The organism is Legionella cardiaca, assembly GCF_029026145.1.
GTDB classification, from domain to species: domain Bacteria; phylum Pseudomonadota; class Gammaproteobacteria; order Legionellales; family Legionellaceae; genus Tatlockia; species Tatlockia cardiaca.
The window spans coordinates 1121140-1146327 of the sequence record NZ_CP119078.1 but is presented as its reverse complement, the minus strand read 5'-3'; the positions used below and the strand labels follow the sequence as shown (position 1 = coordinate 1146327).

Here is a 25188-nt window from a genome sequence, read left to right as displayed (position 1 = left end):
AATTATCCTCACCTCAATTCACAGCAATTGGCTAATCTATGCGGTGTTTTCCACGAGAATATCAAATTAATTGAGCTATTTTTTAATATCACAATTAAAATTGGTCAAGAGGGGATGAGCTTATATGGCGAATCGCAATCAGGCTTAATTAAAGCCAAGCAAGTTATGCAACAGCTTTACAAGCTAGCAAATAACCCTATCCAAGCAGAAACAGTTCATTCTTTTTTAGAAAATAAGGATCCACAAATTGTTATGTCGCAATCTATTAAACTAAGCCGCAAAACTATTCTTCCTCGTAATAGCAAACAAACTGATTACCTCAATAGTATTGGCAAACATGATATTACTTTTGCTGTAGGCCCAGCAGGGACAGGAAAAACCTACCTTGCCGTCTCTAAAGCGATCGAAGCATTTGAGCGCGGTGATGTCCAACGACTAGTATTTGTTAGACCAGCCGTGGAAGCCGGTGAAAAGCTAGGGTTTCTTCCTGGGGATTTAGTTGAAAAGGTACTGCCCTACCTTCGGCCAATCTATGATGCTTTATACGAAATGATCGGTTTTAAAGAAACTCAAAAACTCATCCAGAGTGATGTTATCGAGGTTTTGCCACTTGCATTTATGCGAGGTCGAACATTAAATGAAGCTTTCATTATTCTTGATGAGGCGCAAAATACCACTGTATCGCAAATGAAAATGTTTTTGACTCGGATGGGCTTTGGTTCAAAAACAGTCATTACTGGGGATATTACTCAGGTTGACCTGCCGAAAGGAATTGAATCCGGTTTATCTCATGCGGTTAAATTGTTAGGTAATATCCCTGAGATCAGTATTCATTATTTTACCAGTCGCGAAGTGGTTAGACATCCCTTAGTCTCACGCATTATTGACTCTTACGATAGTTTAAAAAAGGATCATAGAGAATGAGTTATCATATTGATTTACAATTGGCCTGTAAGGATACAATACCTGTTGATGAAAATTCACTCCTTTCCTGGGCTCAATTACCTCTTCTTGAACATATAGATTCAGCTGAGTTAACATTGCGCTTAGTTGACCAGGATGAGATTAAGCAATTAAATCATACATACAGAAAGCAAGATAAAGCGACTAATGTGCTTGCGTTCCCCAGCACTATTCCTGACGGTGTTGAACTTGAGTATCCCTTACTGGGTGATGTGATAATTTGTCCTGCAGTTTTGCATGCAGAAAGTATTGATCTTAACAAGTCACTCGAAGAACACTGGGCACATATTGTAATTCATGGGGTTTTACATTTGTTAGGCTATGATCATATTGAGGATAATGATACAAAAGTCATGCAAGCACTTGAAATAAAATTACTTGCAAAGTTAGGTTTTGCTAATCCATATCAAACAGAGGATACCCACCTTGAGTAGAGAGGATGATAACGGATCTTTATTTATGCGGTTAAGACAGTTCTTACAGGTCGAACCGCAAAACAAAGAAGAATTGATTGGTTTACTACGGGATGCTCACATTCGCTCGCTTATTGATTCAGAAACACTGAACATGATGGAAGGTGTTATTCAATTTGCTCAGATGAGGGTCAGAGACATCATGCTTCCCAAGAAGCAAATGACCTATATTCCTCAAGATTTCGAATTAAAAGACATTATCGATATTGTTACCAGCTCTGGTCATTCCCGTTTCCCAGTCACAGGCGATCATAAAGATGAAATAATTGGCATTCTACATGCAAAGGATTTATTACGTTTTCAAATAGAAAAAGCCACGGAGTTTGATTTGCATGACATAATTCGCCAGGCTACGTTTGTGCCAGAGAGTAAGCGTCTTGATTTGTTACTTAGCGAATTTCGCAATAATCGTAATCATATGGCTATTGTTGTTGATGAATATGGGGCCGTTAGTGGTTTCGTAACGATAGAAGATATTATTGAGCAAATTATTGGCGATATTGAAGATGAATTTGATATTGATGAAGAGGCTTACATCAAGGCTCACGGTGATTCTTATTATATCGTTAAGGCACATACACCCATAGAAGAATTTAATGAGCAATTAAATGCCAATTTTAGTGATGAATCTTATGACACGATTGGTGGAATAGTCATGGCAAACTTTGGACATTTACCCCAACGAGGCGAAACGATTATTATTGATCAATTCGAATTTAAAGTGATTAATGCGGATGCTCGACGAATTAAGTTACTAGGTTGTTTTGATAAGCGTCCAAGCATTTTATAATAAACAATATATTGGTAGTCAAAATTGGTAGATATGGGTGCATTTACTGCAAAACGAAACAATTCAATATCGAGGGCAATTAAGAAATGAACAATAGCATCTTGATTGTAGATGATGACACTGAGCTTACCGATCTTTTAGAGCAATACTTGGAGCCTGAAGGTTTTCAGGTTGTCTGCGTGCACGACGGTGAAAATGCTGTTAAAAAAGCTCTTAACCAGGTTTTTGACGCCATTATTTTAGACGTTATGCTACCTAAATTAAACGGCTTCGAGGTACTAAAAGCAATTCGCGAGCATCTAGAAACGCCTGTGTTAATGTTAACTGCCCGCGGTGACGACATCGATCGTATCGTGGGACTTGAAATTGGTGCAGACGACTATTTACCCAAACCTTGTAACCCTCGAGAGTTAGTGGCTCGATTGCGCGCAATTTTAAGACGAACCCAAAAAATTCCGACACAACGTCCTATCATTGAACACCAGGATATTGTTGTGGACTGCTCGAAACGCATTGCTACCCATCACGGTGAACTCATGGAGTTGACTAATGCTGAGTTTAACATTTTAGAAATGCTAATTAAGTCCCCGGGGCAAGCGTTCTCAAAAGAAGAGTTAACTGAATATGCTTTAGGAAGAAAATATACCGCGTATGATCGGAGTATTGATGTTCATATTAGCAATTTACGCAATAAATTAGGTGATAACCAGGAAGGAGAACCTTTAGTAAAAACGGTTCGCGGTTTCGGGTATATGTTTAATGCGTAGTTTGTATTGGAAAATCTTCTTATCTTTTTGGCTGGCTACCATTCTTATTATTATTACAACAGCTTGGGTCACAAGCGAAATCGCCCAAAAATCGTCTATTCCAGCTCGTGAACGCGTATTTATGGATAGTTATGCAAATGCGGCAGTGGCAACTTTTGAATCAGGCCAACATTTAGCTTTAAAAAAATGGCTAAATCAAATCGGCACCTCTAGAAAAATGACCCTCTATCTACTAAGCAGTACAGGGGAAATTATAGGCAATCAAATTCCTCCAGAAGTAGTCAAACAAATTTCCAATAACCTGGTTAATGAAGAATTGGATGATGGTCTTTTAAAATTCGGTGACATCATTGTAAGTCATGAAATACTCTCAACCTCAGGTCATGCTTATCGACTTGTTGCAGTTAGTGAAAAGCCCCTGGCTCATTTTGTAGAAATTCCCTGGGCAGGCCTTACCATTCGTTTGGCAATAGCTATTATTATTAGTGGGCTTATTTGTTATTTACTATCGGTCTACTTAACCCAACCCTTACGTTCATTAAGAATGGCCGCGAAATCAATTGCTACAGGACAATTAAGCACTCGAGTCGGTCGTGTTAAAGGTCATTATCGAGATGAAATTGCTGAGTTGAGCGGTGAATTTGATCGTATGGCTGAACAATTAGAGGCAATTATAAATTCAAAAGAGCGTTTATTGCAGGATATCTCTCATGAATTACGATCGCCGCTTGCTCGCCTCCAAATAGCCATTGAATTAGGTAGAAAAAAAGCTGGGGAATTAGCAGAAACAGAATTTGCTCGCATGGAAGTTGAATGTTTACGCTTAAATACATTAATTGGCGAAATTTTAGAGTTTGCAAGGCTGGATAAATCGTTTACTCAGCTTCATAGAACTACTGTTAATTTACCTGACTTACTTACCCAAATCATAAATGATGCGAATTTTGAGCTGAGGTCTAATCAACCCGGGGTATTTCTCCAGGAAAAACAGAATTGCGATTTGTTTTTAGACGAACGATTAATACATCGCGCCATTGAAAATATAATTCGCAATGCCTTACGCTATTCAGCCCCCAATCCTAAAGTTCACATTTCCTTGCATTTTGATGATAAACATTCGCAAATCTATATAGACATTGCAGATAACGGGCCGGGCGTTCCAGAAGAACAATTGGAAAAGATTTTTAATCCCTTTTACCGTGTTGACACATCCAGAGAAAAAAAGACGGGGGGATATGGCCTTGGCTTATCAATAGCTCAACAAGCGGTTAAATTGCACCATGGCTTTATTCATGCCATGAATCGTCAGGAAGGCGGACTACTGGTTAGAATTAGCCTTCCCTTGTCATTAAATCAACCACCACTGCCTTAAAATTTTTCAAAGCTTCTTGTTTTTTTTTCTACAAATTCATTAAGATACCAAGAATTTGAGCAGGATAACTTAGTGACTACTGCAGAAAGACTTGATCATGCTAGCAGTTTTTTCTTCTTTTTAGGCTTTGTAGTCTCACAACTACAGCATTCACCTTTTGCATTATTAGCTGCCTTAGCCAATATAGGTGCCCTTTTCTGCTATTCAATTGGCTATGGATTATGGCTATGTGCCTGTCAAATGTATCCTAACTACCCCTGTCAAACAGATCGTTGGTACGGGTTCACAGAAATTAAAAATCAACACCGCGTAGCTGCAGCGACAGGAGCAATAGCGATGCTCTGTTGTGTAGCAGGAATTTTTATTCCTCCCTTTCTTGTCGCGGCAAGTTGGCTATTTTTTATAAGTAATTTCATCTGGTCTATTGCTGAATATCACAAACAACGCGTCTCAAAAATGGATTCAAATCATTCGCCAATTCAAGAATCCTATATACAATACACAATCCTTTCTACACTGATGACCTTAGCCCCAGCTGTATCCGCTACCATTTCCTTATTTTTTCCTCCTGCAACACTATTAGCATTTGTAATTTCTTCAACTTTAGTGCTGAGTTTAGGCTCAATAGCCCTCTATTGCTGGCTTGATCATACCTTAGTCGCCAATGAGAATGACTCTAAAGAAAGTTACAAAGTTTTAGAGCAACATTTTAGTCTGACACCCACCCCTTCTGTGTCGAATACGCTTTGCGACGAAATAGCTGAGTCACCTTTGTGGAGAGCACCTACCTCATCTCCAGTTCCTGAGGAACTAAATAATGAGATAAATGCACAAACTTATTACAAGCGATAAGTGATTACTTAATATAATAAAATTGGTCCAAGCTACACACCAGGGGTTAGATATCCCAGGAAATAGGCATTTAGTAAATAATCAATAATTAAATGCCTATGTTTGCGTATACGCTTAAATCAAGCTCTATAAAAGCCTGACTCGCCCTGGAAGAACAAAAATTAAACTATATTTATAATATGAGATCATTTGGAGAAGGTGATGAAGCGGACTCTTTTTTCTGTAGCTGTGTTACTCAGTTCATTGCCCATTGTAAACTTTGCCCAACCCAATAGTGTGAGCCCCCAAAACCCAAGTATTCTTTATTATCCACATTTGCAAAAAGGCTATGAATTAAACCCATTTAATCGTCCTCCGCAAAACAACATTCTAACTGGCAATGACAAATCGACGACTCGTTTTGATCAAAGTGGCTATATGGATACCACACCCGTTGATGATACTGGTACAGAAAAAGATATTTATCACAAATTGCAACCTAATTGGATTGTACATCCTGATTATCAACAAACAAAGCCAGCTAAATATCTTCCAAATCCATAGACTTTGCTAAGTGCTCTCATGTGGATTTTTAGAGTGATTATTTAAAGCTTCATTAATCATGATGTTCTGATTTATCAATCTAGATAATAATAGCTATGACTTGTAAGCATTATGGATAATGCGTATAGTCTCCAACCAGATTAGGAGTCTCTCATGGCCGACTTAGAAAAATCGATGATAAATTATGCAAAGCAGGCATTGATTCATGCCTATGCCCCCTATTCCAACTTTCGAGTGGCATCCTGTTTGTGCAGTGAAGATGGCAGCTTGTATACTGGAGTCAATGTAGAAAACGCTTCTTATGGCTTATCAATTTGTGCGGAAACTTCCGCAATTTGCCAGATGATTGCAGCTGGAAAAAGAAAAATTAAAAGTATTGTTGTGCTCAATGGAGAAAATACCCTTTGCTCACCTTGCGGTGCTTGTCGCCAACGCATCATAGAATTTTCTACCGTTGATACACAAATTCATCTATGTAACGAACAAGGGGTAATTAAAACAATGCAAATTAATGAATTATTACCCGAAGCATTTAGACTTAAGCCTTCTCAGGATTAATAGATATGACAAAAACAAATCTTACTTCGGCACACCAAGCTGCTGAACTAATAAAACAACGCGTTCCAAACTTTAAACCAACATTAGGCATCGTCCTCGGTTCAGGATTAGGAAGTTTTGCTGAAGAATTGGAAGATGCGATATCTATCAGTTATGAGCAACTGCCAGGCTTTCCCAAGCTGACTGTGCACGGACATGGCGGCAATTTAGTCCTCGGGTACTTATCAGGAGTAGGCGTTATTTGTTTGCAAGGGCGAGCTCATACTTACGAGGGAGCTAATTACGAGGTAGTTAAAACCTATGTCCGCACGTTAAAGCTACTGGGTTGTGAGTATTTTTTTGCAACAAATGCTTCTGGATCCTTGCGAGAAGATGTAGGACCGGGCGAATTAATGCTCATTACGGATCACATCAACATGCAACCAGGAAATCCCCTGGTAGGACCTAATGATGACGAATTTGGTCCTCGTTTTATTCCATTGGATAACGCCTATGATCAAGGAATGCGGGATAAGTTATTGCAAATTGCCCACAAAGAAAATATTTCACTTAATCAGGGTGTTTATCTTTCTGTGCTAGGACCCAATTATGAAACAGCAGCCGAAATTAGAGCTTTTCGCATTATGGGGGCTGATGCTGTAGGGATGTCTACAGTTCCAGAAGTACTCGTTGCCAATCATTGCGGTATGAAAGTTGCCGTTATCGCCACAATAACAAATTATGCAACTGGACTTGCACCAACAAGTCACAGCCATGAAGCCGTTGTTTTAATGGCTTCCAAAGCAGCAGAAAAATTAAATCGTTTAGTAAAACAATTTATTGCGAGCCTTGCGTGAATCTTGAAGCAGAGTTTTTAGTTGCGCTTGGGAAGTTAAATGAAGCCGCTTGGGACACTAACCAGTTAAAATCTCAAGCCATTTCATTAATTGACTTGACTCTGCTTGATGAGACAGCTTCTCCTTTAGCGCTGCAGTCTCTTAGTCAAAGTGCGAATGAACATCATGTTGCAGCCATTTGTGTTTTACCGCAGCATATTAAGACTATTTCCTCGGCAATCTCAGCGAAACACCCTGCCCAGATCGCAACACTTAAGCCTGAAGATTCAGTGCGCATAGCCACAGTCGTGAATTTTTCTACAGGTGAACAGACCATCGATGAAGTTTTGTCAGCAATTGACTTAATTCATTCGCAGGTAGATGAAATCGACTATGTATTTCCCTATCAAAGTTATCTAAACGGAGAACAACACTATTCTCTCGCGCATTGCTTACAAGCCTATACCCGTTGTAGAGAGTACGGGATTACTTTTAAGGTTATTTTAGAGACAGGGTGTTTTCCCACCCTGGCTAGTATTTATACTTTAAGTAATGAACTTATTAGTAACGGTTGTGATTTTTTAAAAACCTCTACCGGCAAAACAAATCAGGGAGCAACACCAGCAGCGGCTTTTGCAATATTGAAGGCGATTCAACATAGTCATTCAAACTGCGGTTTAAAAGTCTCTGGAGGGATAAAACAACCCGCTCAAGCATTTACTTATATGTGTCTTGCCCAACAAACTTTAAATCGCAATTTAGATAAATCCTGGTTTCGAATTGGCGCCAGTAGTTTACTCAACGAATTGCTTATGTAAACGGCGAAGTAATTTTGCATGCCAGTCTTACTCAAAGCTGATTACCACTTAGAAGCTCAAAAAATGTTCTGATTTTAGAATAATCGTGTTATACACTTAAATAGCGCTTATTTTCGCAGCACATTAACTAAGAACCAGGTATGAAAATCGTTATTAAAGTAGGTACACAAAGTATTTTATCGAATGATGGCACGCCTTTTGAGCCAGTTATGCTGGATTTAGTTGAGCAAATTGTGACACTACAAAATGCAGGTCATCAAGTTATATTGGTTAGTTCTGGTGCGGTTGCCTCTGGTCGTAAAGTGGCAACTCACTTCCTTGGCCGCCAATATGGCAGCTCGATAGGCGAAAAACAGGTTTTAGCTTCTTTAGGTCAATATGAATTGATGCACCTCTATGCTTGCATGTTGAAAAAACATCACATTTTGGTCTCTCAATTATTGCTTACAAAGCAAGATTTTCATACACGACAACATTATTTAAATATTTCGCGGTTGCTCCGTGAAATATTAGATCACAAAAATATTGTGCCCATCATCAATGAAAATGACAGTGTTGCCATTGAAGAACTGATGTTTACTGATAACGATGAACTCGCAGGTCTTATTGCTGCTCAAATGAATGCTGAAAAACTCATTATTTTAAGCAATGTGGAAGGTGTTTATACAGGACATCCCGATGACCCAGGCTCAGAACTCATTAAGACAATTAATCCTGAGAGTGGCTGGCCGAAAGTATCTGCCACAAAAAGCCTTCATGGGAGAGGCGGCATGATTAGCAAGCTCGGCACAGCGAGAAAAATGTCAAATTTAGGAATTACTACACACATAGCAAGTATCAATTATTCTTCAGTAGTTACTCGTATTGTGAATAATGAATCACTCGGTACCACAATTTTGCCTGCCAAGAAAAAGTCAAATATAAAACGATGGATTGCTTATAGTGGTGAAAAAAAGACAGGCTCAATTACTATAAATGCTCGCCTCGTTGAAATTATAAAAGAAAATAAACGTGTTATAAGTATCCTACCGGTAGGAATTGAAAAATGTACAGGTAATTTTAAACGAGGTGATCTCATAGAAATTCTTACTATAGAGAATGAGAAAATAGGTGTTGGACTTGCCAGGTATGATGCGACTAAACTAAATGAATACTTAGGGCAATCAGCAAAGCCAGAGTTTATCCATTATGATCATTTACATATTTTTTAAGAGATTTCATGGCTGATACAATAATTAACCAGCTTAAAGCAACTAAAGACGCCAGTTATAGCTTAATGCAGCTTGAAGAAGAAAAACGTAATCAAGTATTGTTGACATTAGCCCAGCAATTACGCGCATCGATGCCTGAGTTAATTAATGAAAATAGCAAAGATTTAGCATTGATGAAAAAAGACGATCCCAAATATGATCGTCTTCTCTTATCGGAAGAGCGCATTTTTTCTATTGCTGCGGATATTGAAACTGTCGTTTCTTTGTCACATCCACGAACAACTGTTCTAGATGAAAAACAACTCTCTAATGGTTTGAAAATCAAAAAAGTTTCTGTCCCATTAGGCGTAGTAGCTATTATTTATGAATCAAGACCAAATGTCACCGTTGATGCCTTTAGCTTATGCTTTAAAACCGGCAATGCCTGTGTATTGAAAGGTGGTAAGGAAGCCTATCATAGTAACCAATTTCTAGTCTCTCTTATTCAGCAGGTTTTGCACGCCCATGGAATCAATGAAAATGTTGTTTATTTATTGCCTCCAGAACGAGCAGCAATGCATAGCCTATTAAAAGCCAATAAGTTTGTCGATGTTTGTATTCCCAGAGGTAGTCAATCATTAATAAATTTTGTACGCGAAAATGCAAGAATACCTTTTATTGAAACGGGAGCGGGTATTGTTCATGTCTATTTTGATCAAAGTGGCGATATAGAGAAAGGTCGTTTAATTATTAATAATGCTAAAACAAGACGAGTTAGTGTCTGTAATGCCTTAGATACATTAATTATTCATGAAAATCGAATAGCTGACTTACCATTACTAGTCAAATTATTAGCGGACAAAGATGTTGAAATTTTCGCCGACAAAGCAAGTTATAAGGCCCTCGAATCTACCTATCCTGAAAATCTTCTACTTAAGGCAAGCGCCAAGGATTTTGGCGAAGAGTTCCTGTCATATAAAATGTCAATAAAAACCGTTTCCTCAATAGAGGAAGCAATCAACCATATTATGAAATATAGCTCAGGTCACAGCGAGGCAATTATCGCTGAGGAGCAAACAGCAATTAATTATTTTCTAGACAATGTTGATGCGGCAGTCGTTTATGTGAATGCATCCACAGCATTTACTGATGGTGGTCAATTTGGAATGGGCGCTGAGATTGGCATTAGTACCCAAAAACTGCATGCTCGGGGGCCCATGGCTTTAGATGCTTTAACAAGTTATAAGTGGGTTATTTTTGGCGAAGGACATGTTCGCCCTTAGCTTATCTAACTCAAAAGTTAAGCGTCGAGCCTATTATTGCTAACCACATGAGTAAGCCATACCAATTGTTAGAAGTGAATGCTTTGAAACAATCGGCCGGGTTACGTTTATTGATAAGCTTTTGCTGATACAGAAAATTCACACCAGCCACGCTCCAACCCACCCAAAAAAGCGAAGACTTAAGGTTGATTGCTAAAGGAAGCCATAAGAAATGCAATAATAATTGCAGACAAGCAATAGCCAATTTGTCATATTCTGCAAAAAGAATGGCCGTTGATTTAACGCCAATACGCAAATCATCTTCACGATCAACTATTGCATATTCTGTATCATAAGCAACGACCCACATAAAATTAATACCTAGTAAAAGAAACATTGTTTTGTCTGGAAGTTGATTTGAAGCAACAAACGCCATGGGAATCCCCATAGAGAAAGCAAGGCCCAGTATAAGCTGAGGACTTTGAATAAATCGTTTGCAAAAAGGATAAAGTACTGTAATAAAAACGGCAATTAGGGCGTAATAAAAGCATGCCTTTGGAAGCTGAAGCAACACAAAAAGGGATAGTAATAATAAACCGCATAAAAGCAGTAATGCCTCAACCAGGCTCACTTCTCCTGTTGTCAATGGTCTTGTTTTTGTGCGTTGAACATGTAAATCGATATGTCGGTCTGCAATGTCATTCACAACACAGCCAGCAGCACGCATAAAAATTGTTCCTAATAAAAACAGACTTACGACTGTTAATGACGGTTTTCCTTGATTGGCCACCCAAAGAGCCCAGGCAGTTGGCCACCATAAAAGCAAAATACCAATTGGTTTATGAAATCGCATTAACCTGAAATATTTACTCCAGTTCAATTTATTGTCCTTAAGAAGTCAGGCAAAAAGATTTCGACAAGATAAAAAAATACATTTTCCTGTAATGAAAAAATAGAAAGCCTGCTCCATAAGTCTTTACTTTCTGTAAGCATCGGTAAATGAGGAAGCCAGTAATACTCTAAAGAAGAAGCATTAATTGCATATTGCAACATCAAATTTCGTTTCACCTGCGGGGTATTGAAAATAATTACCCCCAGGGATTCTTGATTTAAGCGATTAAAAAACAAAAAATTTTTTTGATAACAAGAATCTGGAATTATAGTTCTTGCATACCAACAAGGGGTACCGTGGGCTGACATAATAATTTCGCGATGCATCACCGAACTGGTTGATATGCCAAGAGCAAATTTATCCCACCAGCTTGGATTTTTCCATTGCTGATTAAGAATGGTAAGCGATGCATCCCCTACTTCATTTTTTAATTTATCAGTTAAAGAGAATTCGTGTTTAAGCCAAGGCAACAATACCTTTGGAGGAGACGAAGAGGCAGCGCCTAGCTTTATTGTTTGATTGAGCATGGTAAATAAATCGCATCACAACTCGGGAAATTATACCACCTACTGCGTAAAAGCACTAATTGACTTGAAGGACGAATTGATAAAACACATCAATGTGCAGGGAGATCCCTCGCTACGCTCGGGATGAGGTAAGAGTTATATGAAGCAGGAATATTTTTTCTAACAATGTCCACGTCATCCCGAGCGTAGCGAGGGATCTCCCAATAGTGGCACAATCTTCAAATGTAGCGATAAGTAATCAACTTTTTCCATTCCAAGACAATTCTTTAATCTATTTTTCTTATTCAAGGGGAGCCCAGATGGGTCTTATAATAATCATACACAACTTTTGTCTCTACTAGGCTGATTTATTAATGCGACCAAAACGATTAACAATTAATTTCACATGCTTTGATTCAGCGGTAAGTAAATTAAAATGGCCGCTGGTTGCTGCATGTTTTAGATTATTTGAAAATAAAAGATAGGAATTCGATTGAAAACCATTCCAACTTACTTGCAGTCCAGGCTGATGCCATTGCCATTGATGAAGCACTTGTGAGCCTGGTTGGTATTTGTGTTTTTTATTATCAACAAAAAGAATCATTCCCCGAGACCAATCACCCGCCTCAGCCAATGGTGTCAGTGCCAATCGCACATCGTACAGTAATGCCATTTTTCTTGCATAGCGAATTGCTGTGCATATTTCGTCTTCCATGATTTCTAATTGATTTTGATGCAACATGGTGAGACTTATCGGTAACGAGATAAAGAAGAGCAGGCTGAGCAATAATAAACAGCAAAGCAACTCTATCAGGGTAAAACCATCAAACATTTTCACTGAGATTTTTCCAATAAAAATTGCTTGACTGTGAGTAGATCAGCATAAGCCTTTTTTTTATCTAACGGATTACGTAGCAAATAGGCCGGATGATAACTCACTATAAAAGGCGTATTGTTATAGTGATGAACTTTTTGTCGAAGCTGATTTAAAGGCGATACTTTATTTATCAAAAACTGTCCAGCAAAACGACCAAGGGCAAGAATTAAATAAGGTTTAATTAGTTCAATTTGTCTGGTGAGATATGAGCTGCACTGAATAATTTCCTCAGGTCGCGGATCGCGGTTTTCAGGTGGTCTACATTTCAAAACATTGGCAATATAGACACCCTGCTCTGTTAATCCAACACTTAGTAGCATCTGATTCAGGAGCATTCCTGCCTTACCGACAAATGGTAGGCCCTGTTTATCCTCATAAAAGCCTGGCGCTTCTCCTATTATCATTAATTTAGCAAGCGGGTTACCACGAGCAAATACGGTTTGCGTGCGTGTTTTACATAATATACAACGTGCACAGGAAGCAACTTCTTGTGTTAATTGCAATAATTGTTTCTCGCAGGAGTAAACTTGCTCGCGCTTAAGCCAAACATCGATACCCATCGTTTGTAAATAGTAATTGTTCAACACAGATGATGACATGGAAAAACAAGAAAATTGAATAAGAATGAATTATTGCAAATTAAGTGCAGCTTGCGAAGCCCAATTAATGAATAAGATAATTGGACAACGCAAACCAGCTGAGCATCGATTAGTTATGTCGATGTTGAGAGTACAGCTCTTCCTCTGCAGCAATCTTCTGTTCTTCAGAAACTGTATCAGATAAGCTGATCAGGCAATCAAGATTATTGGCAAGATACTTCAAAGGCTTAGGAATACTATTTTGATGTTTTTTAAGTACATCACTTAAATCTTTCAAAGTAGTAGAACCTGGAGCCCATCGATTATCGGGACTATCCTTGACGTCTTGTCCTATGAGCTGATACATCATATCTTTCAACTTACCATCGGGAAGTCTATCGGCAAGTAAATCAATATGGAAACTTAATTGCTCCTGGAGAAGACCATTGACAGCCACCTTGCTCTCTAGAGAAGCTTCATTATCCGTCAACCAATCGTTTGCCACAGTAATGAACATTTGCACCGTAATATCATACAATCGGCTATAACCTTTTGAATTTCGCGTTGTATCAACATCACTAGCCAGTAACTGTTTTTGCGAATTCCAAATTGCTTTAAGAGCCTCATGATAATATGTTTCTTTAGCATCGGCAGAATGGAGTTGCACGCGTGCTAAATTGTTAAACAACGTGTTTGCCTGTCCACGACGGTCTTTGTTTACCCACCAAAAACTAGCATAACGTTTTTGTTGTTCAGCAAAATAAGTATTATGTTTCTGAACAATATCGACAGCGGATTGATCCAAGTTTGCCTTCGCATTCGGGGCTCCAAATGGATGTTTGGCAACAGCAACCAATTCGCGAGCAAAACCAATCAGTTGTTGGAAATGATGACGTAAATCCACACGCGCCTTTTTATCATCAGCCAATTTTTTAGGAACAGGCAGATCAGACAATTTTTTAGCCAGTTGCTCATATTTAGAGAAACAAAGCTCTTTAAACTTAGGATCCTTGTCTAAATCTAATAAGTCATGATGCAAATATTGCATGAGCCTTTGTCGCTTCTCTTGATTTCTAGCGAATGATGAGAAATAAGAACTATATTTTTGGCTCTTTTGCAACTCAGTTGCTTCATTAACGAGATCAAATGCTTCTTTAACTTTATCAGTTTTAATTGTACCGGCAAAGTAAGCATTAGAGATAGGATACATTGCATTTCCTAAACCAGCGTATTTAGCTTTATTGTTTGCTAGATCAAGAAATGCTTTATATTTCTCATTAACTGTAGCGTCCATGTTGCTTGACAAGTATCTGGTAAGTAAATGAGCCTCTGTGTAGACTATTTCAAAACGCCTGATTTGCTCAATTACCGCCAAGCGTTGTTGTGTAAGCTCTTTGTTATCCCATTCACTATATAATTGTTCCATCGTTTGAGAATCAAGCTCACCTGTTGCTGCAATGAGATCGACGAAATCAGTCATCTGTTCAACGCTTACCAGTGTGATCTTAGACAAGGCTTCATCAAATTTCTCTTCCGCAAATTCCTTTTTATCCTTAGATAATCGAGAAATTTTATCTGCTAAATCAAAGGTCTTTTTAAGGTCCGTTTGACTCTTCAAGACTGAGGCATCTTCTGCATAAGTTCTGGCTAAAGATTGTACGGTATCTAATGGTACATTGCCGTATTTTGCAGCCGTTTTAAAGAACTCTTTGTTACGTGCAGGTGACATTTCAGTAAACTGCTCTACTAACTGTTTATAATCACGCGGTTTCTCAGGAGTTCCATAGGTTGTCTCAGATTTGACAATACCTCTATTTTGCATAAAGTCATTCAGGACTTTGGCTGCCGCGCCAACTTCTTCTAACCTGGAGTGGCATTCTTCAAGCTGATAACGACCCGGGTTAAACTTCAACTGTTCAGTGATATAAGACAATGGAATGTACGGTGGCAACTTAAGCAAAGGTTTTATAACTTTCTTTTCAAGATCCTCGTGCTCCTTGTTATCTAATAACATTTTAAAGAAAGTATCACAGTGTTCTCCCTTGAGCGGCATTCTTTGAGAGAGGAAATACCAGACACTGCTTTCAGTCTTTCTAGGAAGCTCATCCAAGACATCAACTTCAGGCAAATAATTATTAGCTGGATTCTGGCTACTATCGAGAAGTGTTAAAGTAAATAACGGCCTAATCAACGAAGGTTTAGCTTTTAACTTGTCTGCATTTTTTGCAAGATAGTCTAGAAGTTTTGTTAAACGCTCCTCACCAAATGTAGCTGTTTCATTCTTAATGATTAAATCAATGAAATAACCTATATCTGCTTTATTAGTATGCAGCGTTAATAGCTCTGTAATCTTGGGATTTGAAGCAAACACTTTTGCCAAATCCTCAGAGTCCATAAAACTCTCGCGGAAATGCTCATTAACAGACTCAGAAAATCTCTTAACAAATGCCAAGGTCGCATCTTTCTCAGCACTATAGTGTGTTGTTACTATCTTCATAACCAACGACAACAGCGCACCGTTTTGTTCTATTTCCGCGCTACTAAGTGTGTGAGGTTCTTTTTTCTTCAACCAATTTTGATCGAAAAATTGTGCCAAGGCTTTACAGTAATTTCTGTCTTGTTCGGGATTGCTTTCTGTGGGTTTCCCTTGTCCCATAAGAAGCTTGACTACATCAGCCACAGCTTTACAGGAAACACAATAACCTGACGAATGCTTCATAACATCGGTTAATGTTCCGAATACCAGTTCACGTCGTTCTACTTGGTTTTCTGGTGACAATGTACTTACATCGCTTTGAGAACTTGATTCACGTAACTGATTATAAAATTCATCCATAAAGCTATAACCACGACCATAAATAGCGGTTATTAATTGCGGATTTTTGCCAAGATCCTTGCTGAAATAATATTCATCTGCACCCGCTAACCATTGTTGATAAAACTCAACAACTTGTTTCATATCTCTTTTCTGAGTACTTGAGTCCAGTTTTTTCCCGCTAAATGGAATCACAGCTCCCTTATGAGGCGCTTCAGAAAATAGTGACACCCCTTCCAGGTGGTCTTCAGCAAAATCAGTCTTCCCAGATAATTTTTGCGTACAAGCCTCAATTAAGTCTTTTAATGTACTAAGCTTTTTGCTAATTAGCTCAGCCTTTTCTTGCTCAGCTTTTTCTTTGCCAGAAACTTTATCTGGATGATATTTTATAAAATAAGATTTAACTTGCTTTTTCAATGCCTCAAGTCTTGATAAATCAGCTTTGACAAGTTTGCCTTCATCCAATCTTGGTTTCCAATAGGCCATTTCTTTGTCGAGAACTTTTTCAAGTGATTCTTCACCATTGGACAATGCTGTTAGAGATTCAGCTAAATCCAACAGGCAGAGACGATCCAGTCTGGGAGATAATCCACAAAGAGTTTGCCAAGCTTGATCGGCTTTCTTAAAGAAGTTTTGATAAACTTCTTCCGTGTCAGTACGCGTATCACCAGATAAACGGGCATTCCAGGCGGCTTCAATGTGTTTACGACAATCTAGCCATCCTGTTCGCAATACAGCAGGAATAGTTTGGTTACCATCCTCAATGGCTTGGTGCAAAACATCCATTACATTACCGGATAAGGTAGCAATCAGGTATTCCTTACGGCGTAAGAACTTATCATGCTCAAGCTTTATTTCATGCTGCATTTGCATAACTGAACGCGTCAATAGATAAGCTTCTTTCTTTTCGCCATCCACAGACAAGTCAAGATCATCCCACTTCGTGGAACCTCTTTCCTTATGTTTTTGCAGCTTATCTTCCAGATGCTTTCTTTGCTCTTGCTGAATTCTGACAAATCGTTCTTTGTATCTTTCTGACTTGCTGAAGCTTTCAGCTTGTTTCTGCATTTCTTTAAAATTAATGATATCCCGCACAGTTCCCAGAGCACCATTACGACCTTGGCGACCTCGTTCTTGTTTTGCCACATTTGGTGCAGCCGGGTAAGTTCGCAATACCGTTAAACCTTCTTTTGATTCAGGTTTAATATCTGTTCCTCTTCCCATACGTGAGCTAATGGTTACAGCGCCGTTTCGTCCTGCAAGAGGTACGATCTCAGCTTCTGCTTTACCACTATCATTGGTATCAACGATAAATTTAGAAAAATCGTAAGACTTTTCCTTTAATTTAGCCTGAATCTTTGCAGCAAGCTCTTTTACTGCGATATCATCTTTACAAGTGACAAGAATTGGGCGATCAGCATGTTGCAGAATTTGCTCAACGATTACATCGACCTGGTCCTGTTGGTTCTTACTAAAGGTACTAGGCAAGAATTTTGTGCCAATTTCTTCATGAGTCGGCAATTTAACAACATGTTCAATGCCGTATACATCCTTATACAGTTTAAGATCTTCTTCATTCCCTGCCGTACCCGTACAGCCTTCTAACTTGCTGTAATATTTTTTCAGTAAATAACTTGCATTTTGTGACAAAGCAATTTGTGTGTAAGGATCCACGAAGAAATCCGGCGTTTTACCTCCATTTGCTGCTTCTTTATTCAGACGTACGTGCAAAAATTGCTGAACTAAGTCACTGTATGTAGAACCATGACGAATTTGGTTAGAAATTACCACTTTCGCAAAGCGTGTGTTAATCGCAGCTCCACCACTTACGGTCTTCATGTCAGGTCGAATGCAAAAGGCTTCACCTTCTCGCAAACCGTGTGCAATGTGAGCGGCAGTCAACAATTGTTTTAACTGCTGATCACGCTTTTTAATTGCCTCTTCTCCACCCTCCAACGCTGGAATCATATATTTTTGGAAGAACGTTGAATCCTTCGGAGCGAATGCAGCCTTCTCTTGTAAATATTCACACAGCGGTTTTAAATGTTTGTTACGCCCAACAGAGACAATCCCTGTTTCCTTATCAACGAACAGCTGTCCTTCATTTCTTTGCTGCAGATAAAAATCATAAGTTGCACGATAAACCCATTCATCAAGGTTATAAACAGGGTCACTATCAGCACTATCAGAATAGTTAAACTGAGTCTGTTCATCTTTAAGGATATGATCACACTCGTCAAGCCAGGCAACACGGTTTGCAGGGTCAAGAGGAATCGCAGTCTCACCCTTCCAAATGTGAGTAGACTGGAACAAACTGAAATTACCAATTGTAGCGTAGTTTACCGCTCCGATACCCGGTCTAGCTGAAGCCGTTTGATAACGATCTGCCGGAGCATTCTCGGTAATATAAGCATGTCCTATTCCCATGCCATCGAGTACGGGTGCAAACTCCTCATGGTCACGTTTAGACAAGCTATCCTTCGCACTAAATACATCGACCACATAGCCATTTAAGGCAAGATAAGCTGAGCGCATGACCGTAATAATACTCTTACCTTGTCCTGTACGTACTTGGTGTATGAGACTCTCATCGTTGTATAGCGCGGCGTAGAGAAGATCCAGCATTTGGGTATGGTTTGCCCATTTGCCTGATTTTCGTAATAACACCTCGCGCATACAGGCCAATAAACGTGCAGAAGCAAGATGTCTCTCATGAGGTTCTGTAGCAGTTTTTATTTCGTCTAATGCTTGATATAGACGACCTTGCAAAGCGCCGGCAGGTAACGTATGTAATTGAGCAACCTGATGATAATTATTTGTATAATACAACAAATTAATAAGTTCTTTTTGCTCATTATCGCTAAGTAAACCAGCCCCTTTGCGTTTAAATCCTGACAATACCCGCATTAAGCTGGCTTTATCACTCGGATTAATACTGTAGTGACGTTTCTGAGATTTATCAGCATTTAATCCTTGTTCAACAGTCTCAAAATGATGAATCAACGCACTAGCAACTTTAAACTCATCTTTTTCCAAAAGCTTACTTAGTAAGGTGGCAGATGGAATGGGTTCTGCACCGTAATAGCTGGCCAGCTCTTTCAATTGAGTTTCATCTAACGCCTGAAGTTGTGACCACAATTTTGGTAGTTTGTTTTTTTCCTCTTCATTTTTCCAATTCACAGCCTGAGAAAGAATCATCTTAATATGGGCGCTTTTAGTGGAGTTAGAATTTAAATACGTTTCTAATTCCGAATTACTAATAGCTCCTTCAGAAAATAGATCAATCAACTTGATTTGAGTTTCTTGCCAAAGTTCTTTTTGGGTCTCATCAACACTAGCTCCAAATACTATCTCAGCTGGCTTGGTTAGCTCTTCTAGAGTTGAAAGACGAGTAAACGAAGGTAAGTCAGCAACACTACCAATTAAGTTTGTGGCAGCATTCATCCAACTGACATTAACCTTTGCATCATGCATGGCAAGCAGCTTTTGTTGCGCATCCAGCACAAAATGAAGTTTAGAAGCATCTTTTAACGCAAGTTTCACCAAAATAGGTTTGTATTGATTTGGTAATCTACTTTGGGCAACTTTCTTGATAGTTAATTCTTGGACGGGAAAAGCGCTTCTTTCTTTCAAACTATTTAAATCACGATTTAATAACGAAGAATTTGTTTCTAACGCGTTATCCAATAATTCATTCAATAAATTAACTGGATAATGTTGATTGGAATAATTATCTTCATCAAGAAAATACTCTAACCACTTGGCAAGTTGGGGTGCCGAATAGCGACTACCATCTTTCTTTGCAGCCTTGGATATTAATAAACCAAGCACTTTACCTAATTCATCATAGTGGGCTTTATTATCCAAACGAGCTAATTGATTTAGCAACTGTGTTATTTGTTGTGATTGGTCCAGACTTGCCTTAACAGCCACATAATCCCTGATAAATCGCTCGCAAAGTGCCAAGTTTTGCTCTTTAAATCGGGGTTTAAGCTGACTTTGCATATACTTGCCAGCTTCAACTGATTCTTGTTGTTCAAGTTTCCTGAACTCTGCATCTTGATAATTGATGTCACAACCATCTAAACACCATTTTGAGATAATATCTCGTCTGGTTTTTGCTGGATCTACGGAATCACTAAGAATTGCGGCAAAAGCAGATTCTAGTTCCGACTCCTTTGGCAAATTGGTCGATTTAGAAAAATCGATAGATTGTAACTGCTTACGAAAAATCTCATACTGATGATATTGTTCACTCCAATAGTGAACTTTATGAGCAGACAAAGCCTTCTGCGCGGGAGAAATCCAAGTATCGAAATCCTTACAATCATCAATTAACCAAGGGTAATCTGTTATTAGTGAACGTAAACTCAAACTCCCTTTGTGTTTAGAAAATTTCAGTAATCTAACAAATTGCTCCTCTGAGTTACTTCCTTTTCCTTCAAGAGATTGATAACACTGTAACGCACGGCCAAATGCATTAATTGCCTCTAATCCGTTGGGGACTTTTAAGGATTCAAACATCCTTGTCATACCTTGCTGTTCAATCAACCTGGCAAATGGGACGATATCCGCTACCCTCATCTTCAGTGTGCCAGCTAGCAACTCATCTTCATCAAGAATTAATTGCTCATTGAACCATTCGATAAAATCAGGGTCTAATGACTGTAATGTTTTAAAATGGTGTACTATTTCTTCCGAATTAGACTTGTCTAATTTATCAACCCCAATACCCAAACAAGCGACAAGTATTCGCAGATGTGGAGCATCTTTCTTCTGCGGATTACATGATTTAATAATTGACTGGAATTCATCAAATTGCAGCACACTAAGTTTTATGCGTTTACTTGCAAAACGTAACGCATGAAGCGCTGGCGAAATAATATCCTGCGTAGGGTCATCCCAGTTAACTCGATAGCCAGTGCTACCGTATTTCGTAGTTGTAGTGAATCTCGTTTGTTCTAAAGCTTCATCCCAGTAAGGATAACCTTCATATCGGCTTGCGTAATAGAAACCATTATGACGCCAGTCGATTTTGTCAATGTGGTCCAAAATGCGTTGTTGAACGATTTCGGCGTTTAATTGATTAGAAGCATTTTTTAATACGCGATTAAGGCGATCGAAAAATACCTTGGCATTAAAATCATTGGTTTTATCCAGGTATCTAAATAAAGCATCTTTGTTCAGGTTGAGATTTTTATCCTCAACAAAGCGTATGATTTGTTGGTATGCATACCATACATCTTTATAACGCATATGGCCTGTTGCTTCGCCATGTTTGTCCACTAATTTCCACCAGATAGCCTGATAATCTGGCTTATCCTTTAAAGTAACAATACTCAAGGAAAGGGCATCAACATCTTCTTTTTCAAGATATTCAGACCAGTTTTGTGAAGCATCTAAAAATCGTTTCTTCCAAATAGCAAAATGCTCAGGTCCAAAATTAGTAAGCACTTGATCTGCAATAAATAACCAATGGTTAGAACCGTTGCCATGTTTAGTTTGAATATCATAATGGTTAAATAATTGACCAAAAGCTTTAAGATTACTTGGGGTCAACTTTGTTGCTGAATCCTCAAACAATGCGTGCGCTAGTTCAGGTGATGCTTTCTGCGCTATAGCCCATTTTTTGACGTAATGCATGCAAGCATCGAAGTCATCAGGTGAATTAAGCGTATTATCTACATCCCAACGCTGCATAATAACTGAAGCAGTTTCTTCTGTACTGTCATGAGATTTTTGATCTAAAAATGCTTTTGCATTTACACGTCGTTGTTTGTCCTTATCCTCAATACTTAGATATTGCCACAATGTTTGCTGCTCACCTGTTTGGGAACTAATGGCCGCAAATTGACGGTAATCTCCGTGAAATTCCTTTGCTTCTCGAGGTTGATGTAATTCGACCGTAAATGGATTACGCTTAGAGGCTGGTAGTAAGTTACGCTCACGTAGAGCCTTCTTTTCTCTTGCCTCATCATAACACAAAATCAAGCCTTTATTATTTCTTGAATAAGCCAGATAAAATCCGGGAGGCATATTATCTTTAGCGATAGCCATTCTAAACTGGGAAGCTTTTTCCATCAGTTTCTGGATAGCAGCGGGTTGAATTTTTTCAATGACCTGAGGAGCATCTTTTTCACTACCAACCCACAATGAAAAGAGCTGACTTAAATCGGACTTTGTCCAACCTGAAAGTTCCTTTACCTCTGTTTGTAAGGATTCCCAATTTGCTCTACATTTTTCATCGATATTTCCACGAGTAATCAAATCTTTTTCATCTTCACGATATTGATTAATCTCTTGTTCTTGCTCCTGTTCTTGTTCTTGTTGCTGTTCTTCTTCTTGCTCAGCCTGAAATTCCTGTGCAAGTGCTTGCTGTAATTGTTGCTGAATACCAGGAGCTTGAGAACTCAATGGATAGATTTCATCAGGCCCTTCCCAAGGTTGAGCCAATTGTTCTAATTTTTCATCAATAAATACTTCAGGGTCTAAAGTACCTTCAGCGCAGTCATAAATACTTTTCGTATTGTCTGGTAATTTCGCATGATTTACTTTGCGCTGATTGTCAAGAACTTTATTTTGAACCATACGGTATAAAGATTTAAGTTCTTGGTTAGGACGGTCTTTATAAGCAGTTCTATTCCACTCAGGAATATTGACAACCACTTGTAAATTTTCAGCCGTAGCCATTTTATGCAATTCTTTAATAAAGTCGGCGTTGTCCGCAGAATTTTTAATATTATGCAAAACAACCTCGCCAATATCTTTAGGAAAAGCTTTTCGGCGAGCATCAACAGCACGAATTAGATTCAATAAAGCCTTTTTTGATTCAACAGTTAATGGTTCAGGAACAATTAGTGACAATGACTTGAATAAAGGAACACATCCTTTTTTTCTAAAATCAAAGTTGTTAATCTTGGTTGTTAAATGCTTAATATAATCATGAGGTTCATCCGTTAAACCACCGTGCAAATCAAAGGTACAATCAAGATTAGGAGCTGGTTCTTTGCTATCCATATCCCGCAGTGTATAGCCTTCAAGCACCTTAAACATCTCATCCAAACCTTTTGGTCCCATTTGTGCAATTTGAGCAAAAGCCCACTCAGTTTCAGTGGTACTTCCTCTTTTTTCATGATCACAAAAAGTTTTACGCCATTCCGTATTAAATTTATTCACGGAATTGGCAAAATCTAAATCAAAAGATTTTCCATGAAGTTTGAAAAATTCAACTATTTCTGGACCAGTAGAATCCCATAATATCCTACGTTCTCTAATCCCATTTTTAGCATTATTAAGAACATCTGGTTTAGCTGCTTCTAAGAATCGGTTTCGCGCAACACATTGCATCGGATTGGCAAATACTCTCTTCTCAAAGTGATGACTAGAGGGTTTCGCCGTTTTAAGATTAACATCGTACTCAAATAATTTATCAATCTGAGGATTACTATAAGCACGAAAAGATATACGTGAAATTGATGGATTATGATAAGAAACAGTCAAGGCATTAAATAAATACTGATCATAGTCTTCATGGACACTCAAATCTTTAAGATCAGCAGAAATTTGTATTTGCCTTTTATCAAATGCTGTCAAAATGTCACTAGCATTGACGTTACCTAAAGCAGAAAAACTCTCTAACAAACATTCGCGGTCAATGGTCGGAAAGTTTGCTTTTAATTCATACATGCTTTTCTTGGTAAAAGGCTGACGGTAACGAAATGCTTGAGTTACTGCCTTTAATTCAGAACTACTATAGTAATAACTATAGGCACCGACATTGGAAAGACACTGCTCTATCGTTTGTTGATGTAATAACGACAAAGGAACATTATTTCGATAGGCCGCCAATGGAGTTGCTTGTTGATGGGTACACCAAGGAATAACTCGCCCAAATAATACTGCATGCCACTCTGTGACATTATTAAGTTTGTCAATATTGTTTAAAGCTCGATTACTATCGTAATTAACTAACTGCGTTTTGATTTTACCTGGTACTGCAGATAATCTTTTCTCTAAATCACCTATCGCTACATCACCGCTGTCAGGAATGTAAGCAGTCCATCCCCCAGTTTGTTCTTTATTTAGAGCAATCCAACAAGGGGATTTTTCTGTCCCCATATTGATAACTAAAGTTTCAAAAAAATCCCACTCAGTAGGACTTAATAGCTTGAGCTCTTCATAGTGAAAAGGAGCGTGAGTTGTACATGCAATACCATTGACTATGCTAGCCTTCATGGCTGATGAATCATTGTTATGCAACAAACGGAGCACATCAATGCGGGTAAGAGGAGCATTAAATTTTTGAATTTCTGGCCCGGCATTTCCTGAATAATTATAAGAAGCATGCTCTCTGTATTGACTCGGATATTCTTCCCGAACGCTCTTTATGTAAAAAGACTCTACTGCAGAAAGAGGATAACCTTCGATATGCTTTTCAAGCCTGTCTTCATCAACGGGTTTCCATTCTAACTTCTTGCTTTCCATTGCTGATAAACTTAAATCATTCCATGAAGAAATTTTGCTTTTCAGCAATGTCAGCAACTGTTCCTGAATAAAATCTTCCATAAATTTATAAATTATGGATGTGCTATAAATAGTAAGTGCAGTAGAAAGATTCTTTAACCAGGGATGTCTCTGTAATAATTGATTTAAAACTGCTTCTGGTTTTAGCGCCTCAATTTCAGCAGAAATAAGCGCTTCTAATCCACCATGACCTTCCCATATTGTTTTGGTGAAGCGTTCTTCATATTCGGTCGTATATCTTTGTCTGATAGGATAATCTGGTACTCTGAAACGGTCTTCATGACGAGACTCAATAAATACACCAGGACGAATTTCCGTGGTTGGAATCTGGTAGTAATAATGGCCAGTACCATTATAGGGAGTATAAGGAGGTTTGTTCTTATCAACAACAAGGTGTCTATTCTGATTAAAAAGTTCCTCTTCGCGCTTTTTGACCTCTGTTCTGGTCTTACTGTTAATCTCATCGTACTTATGAGCCAGATACGTACTTTTAAGTGTACTTTCAATACTTCGGAGATGATCTTTTTTAATTCTATCAATCATTTCACGGGACATAGTTTAATCTCCAAAAAGTAGATATAACTGAGCAATGCC

The 25188-nt window shown here is 38.5% G+C and carries 17 protein-coding genes; 12 read left to right on the top strand and 5 right to left on the bottom strand.

The genetic code is table 11. The features are described from left to right. Positions 1-114: 114 nt before the first annotated feature. From PXX05_RS04965 to PXX05_RS04910, 12 genes are all read left to right on the top strand, one after another. The gene (locus PXX05_RS04965; RefSeq protein ID WP_275089957.1) at positions 115-924 is read left to right on the top strand and encodes a PhoH family protein; all 810 of its coding nucleotides are present in this window, start codon (positions 115-117) and stop codon (positions 922-924) included. Beyond that, on the top strand, positions 921-1397 hold the full coding sequence (gene ybeY / locus PXX05_RS04960) for an rRNA maturation RNase YbeY (RefSeq protein ID WP_275089956.1): 477 nt from the start codon (positions 921-923) through the stop codon (positions 1395-1397). Before PXX05_RS04965 ends, ybeY begins: the two co-directional genes overlap by 4 nt. A 25-nt stretch (positions 1398-1422) precedes the next feature. Continuing rightward, positions 1423-2226 carry an HlyC/CorC family transporter gene (locus PXX05_RS04955; RefSeq protein ID WP_420844632.1) on the top strand — a complete coding sequence of 268 codons (804 nt, stop codon included), beginning with the start codon at positions 1423-1425 and terminating at the stop codon, positions 2224-2226. Positions 2227-2312: 86 nt separating this feature from the next. Next, positions 2313-2993: a two-component system response regulator CpxR gene (gene cpxR / locus PXX05_RS04950; RefSeq protein ID WP_275089954.1), complete on the top strand. Its 681-nt coding sequence runs from the start codon at positions 2313-2315 to the stop codon at positions 2991-2993. Continuing rightward, entirely contained in the window at positions 2986-4365 is a 1380-nt protein-coding gene (cpxA, locus tag PXX05_RS04945) for a two-component system sensor histidine kinase CpxA (protein ID WP_275089953.1), read from the top strand. The genes cpxR and cpxA overlap by 8 nt, the downstream gene beginning before the upstream one ends. Before the next feature lie 72 nt (positions 4366-4437). Further along, complete coding sequence (locus tag PXX05_RS04940; RefSeq protein ID WP_275089952.1) at positions 4438-5217, top strand: hypothetical protein; 780 nt, start codon at positions 4438-4440, stop codon at positions 5215-5217. Positions 5218-5418: 201 nt separating this feature from the next. Then, on the top strand, positions 5419-5760 hold the full coding sequence (locus PXX05_RS04935; protein ID WP_275089951.1) for a hypothetical protein: 342 nt from the start codon (positions 5419-5421) through the stop codon (positions 5758-5760). Positions 5761-5913: 153 nt separating this feature from the next. Further along, positions 5914-6318: a cytidine deaminase gene (gene cdd, locus PXX05_RS04930; RefSeq protein ID WP_275089950.1), complete on the top strand. Its 405-nt coding sequence runs from the start codon at positions 5914-5916 to the stop codon at positions 6316-6318. 5 nt (positions 6319-6323) lie between these two features. Beyond that, the gene (locus PXX05_RS04925) at positions 6324-7154 is read left to right on the top strand and encodes a purine-nucleoside phosphorylase (RefSeq protein ID WP_275089949.1); all 831 of its coding nucleotides are present in this window, start codon (positions 6324-6326) and stop codon (positions 7152-7154) included. Next, positions 7151-7951: a deoxyribose-phosphate aldolase gene (locus PXX05_RS04920; RefSeq protein ID WP_275089948.1), complete on the top strand. Its 801-nt coding sequence runs from the start codon at positions 7151-7153 to the stop codon at positions 7949-7951. The genes PXX05_RS04925 and PXX05_RS04920 overlap by 4 nt, the downstream gene beginning before the upstream one ends. A gap of 140 nt (positions 7952-8091) precedes the next feature. Further along, positions 8092-9162: a glutamate 5-kinase gene (proB, locus tag PXX05_RS04915; protein WP_275089947.1), complete on the top strand. Its 1071-nt coding sequence runs from the start codon at positions 8092-8094 to the stop codon at positions 9160-9162. 8 nt (positions 9163-9170) lie between these two features. Next, positions 9171-10424, top strand: a complete 1254-nt coding sequence (locus PXX05_RS04910) for a glutamate-5-semialdehyde dehydrogenase (RefSeq protein WP_275089946.1) — start codon at positions 9171-9173, stop codon at positions 10422-10424. Between the two features lie 10 nt (positions 10425-10434). Here PXX05_RS04910 and ubiA read toward each other — a convergent pair whose 3' ends face one another. From ubiA to PXX05_RS04885, 5 genes are all read right to left on the bottom strand, one after another. Then, on the bottom strand, positions 10435-11256 hold the full coding sequence (gene ubiA / locus PXX05_RS04905; RefSeq protein WP_275089945.1) for a 4-hydroxybenzoate octaprenyltransferase: 822 nt from the start codon (positions 11254-11256) through the stop codon (positions 10435-10437). A 23-nt stretch (positions 11257-11279) separates the two neighbouring features. Continuing rightward, positions 11280-11822: a chorismate--pyruvate lyase family protein gene (locus tag PXX05_RS04900; protein WP_275089944.1), complete on the bottom strand. Its 543-nt coding sequence runs from the start codon at positions 11820-11822 to the stop codon at positions 11280-11282. Between the two features lie 337 nt (positions 11823-12159). Continuing rightward, positions 12160-12633 (bottom strand): GspH/FimT family protein, encoded by a 474-nt coding sequence (locus PXX05_RS04895; RefSeq protein ID WP_275090464.1) that lies wholly within the window; start codon positions 12631-12633, stop codon positions 12160-12162. A 2-nt stretch (positions 12634-12635) separates the two neighbouring features. Continuing rightward, entirely contained in the window at positions 12636-13277 is a 642-nt protein-coding gene (locus PXX05_RS04890; protein ID WP_275089943.1) for a uracil-DNA glycosylase, read from the bottom strand. Between the two features lie 109 nt (positions 13278-13386). Beyond that, positions 13387-25149: a hypothetical protein gene (locus tag PXX05_RS04885; protein ID WP_275089942.1), complete on the bottom strand. Its 11763-nt coding sequence runs from the start codon at positions 25147-25149 to the stop codon at positions 13387-13389. Positions 25150-25188: the final 39 nt, after the last annotated feature.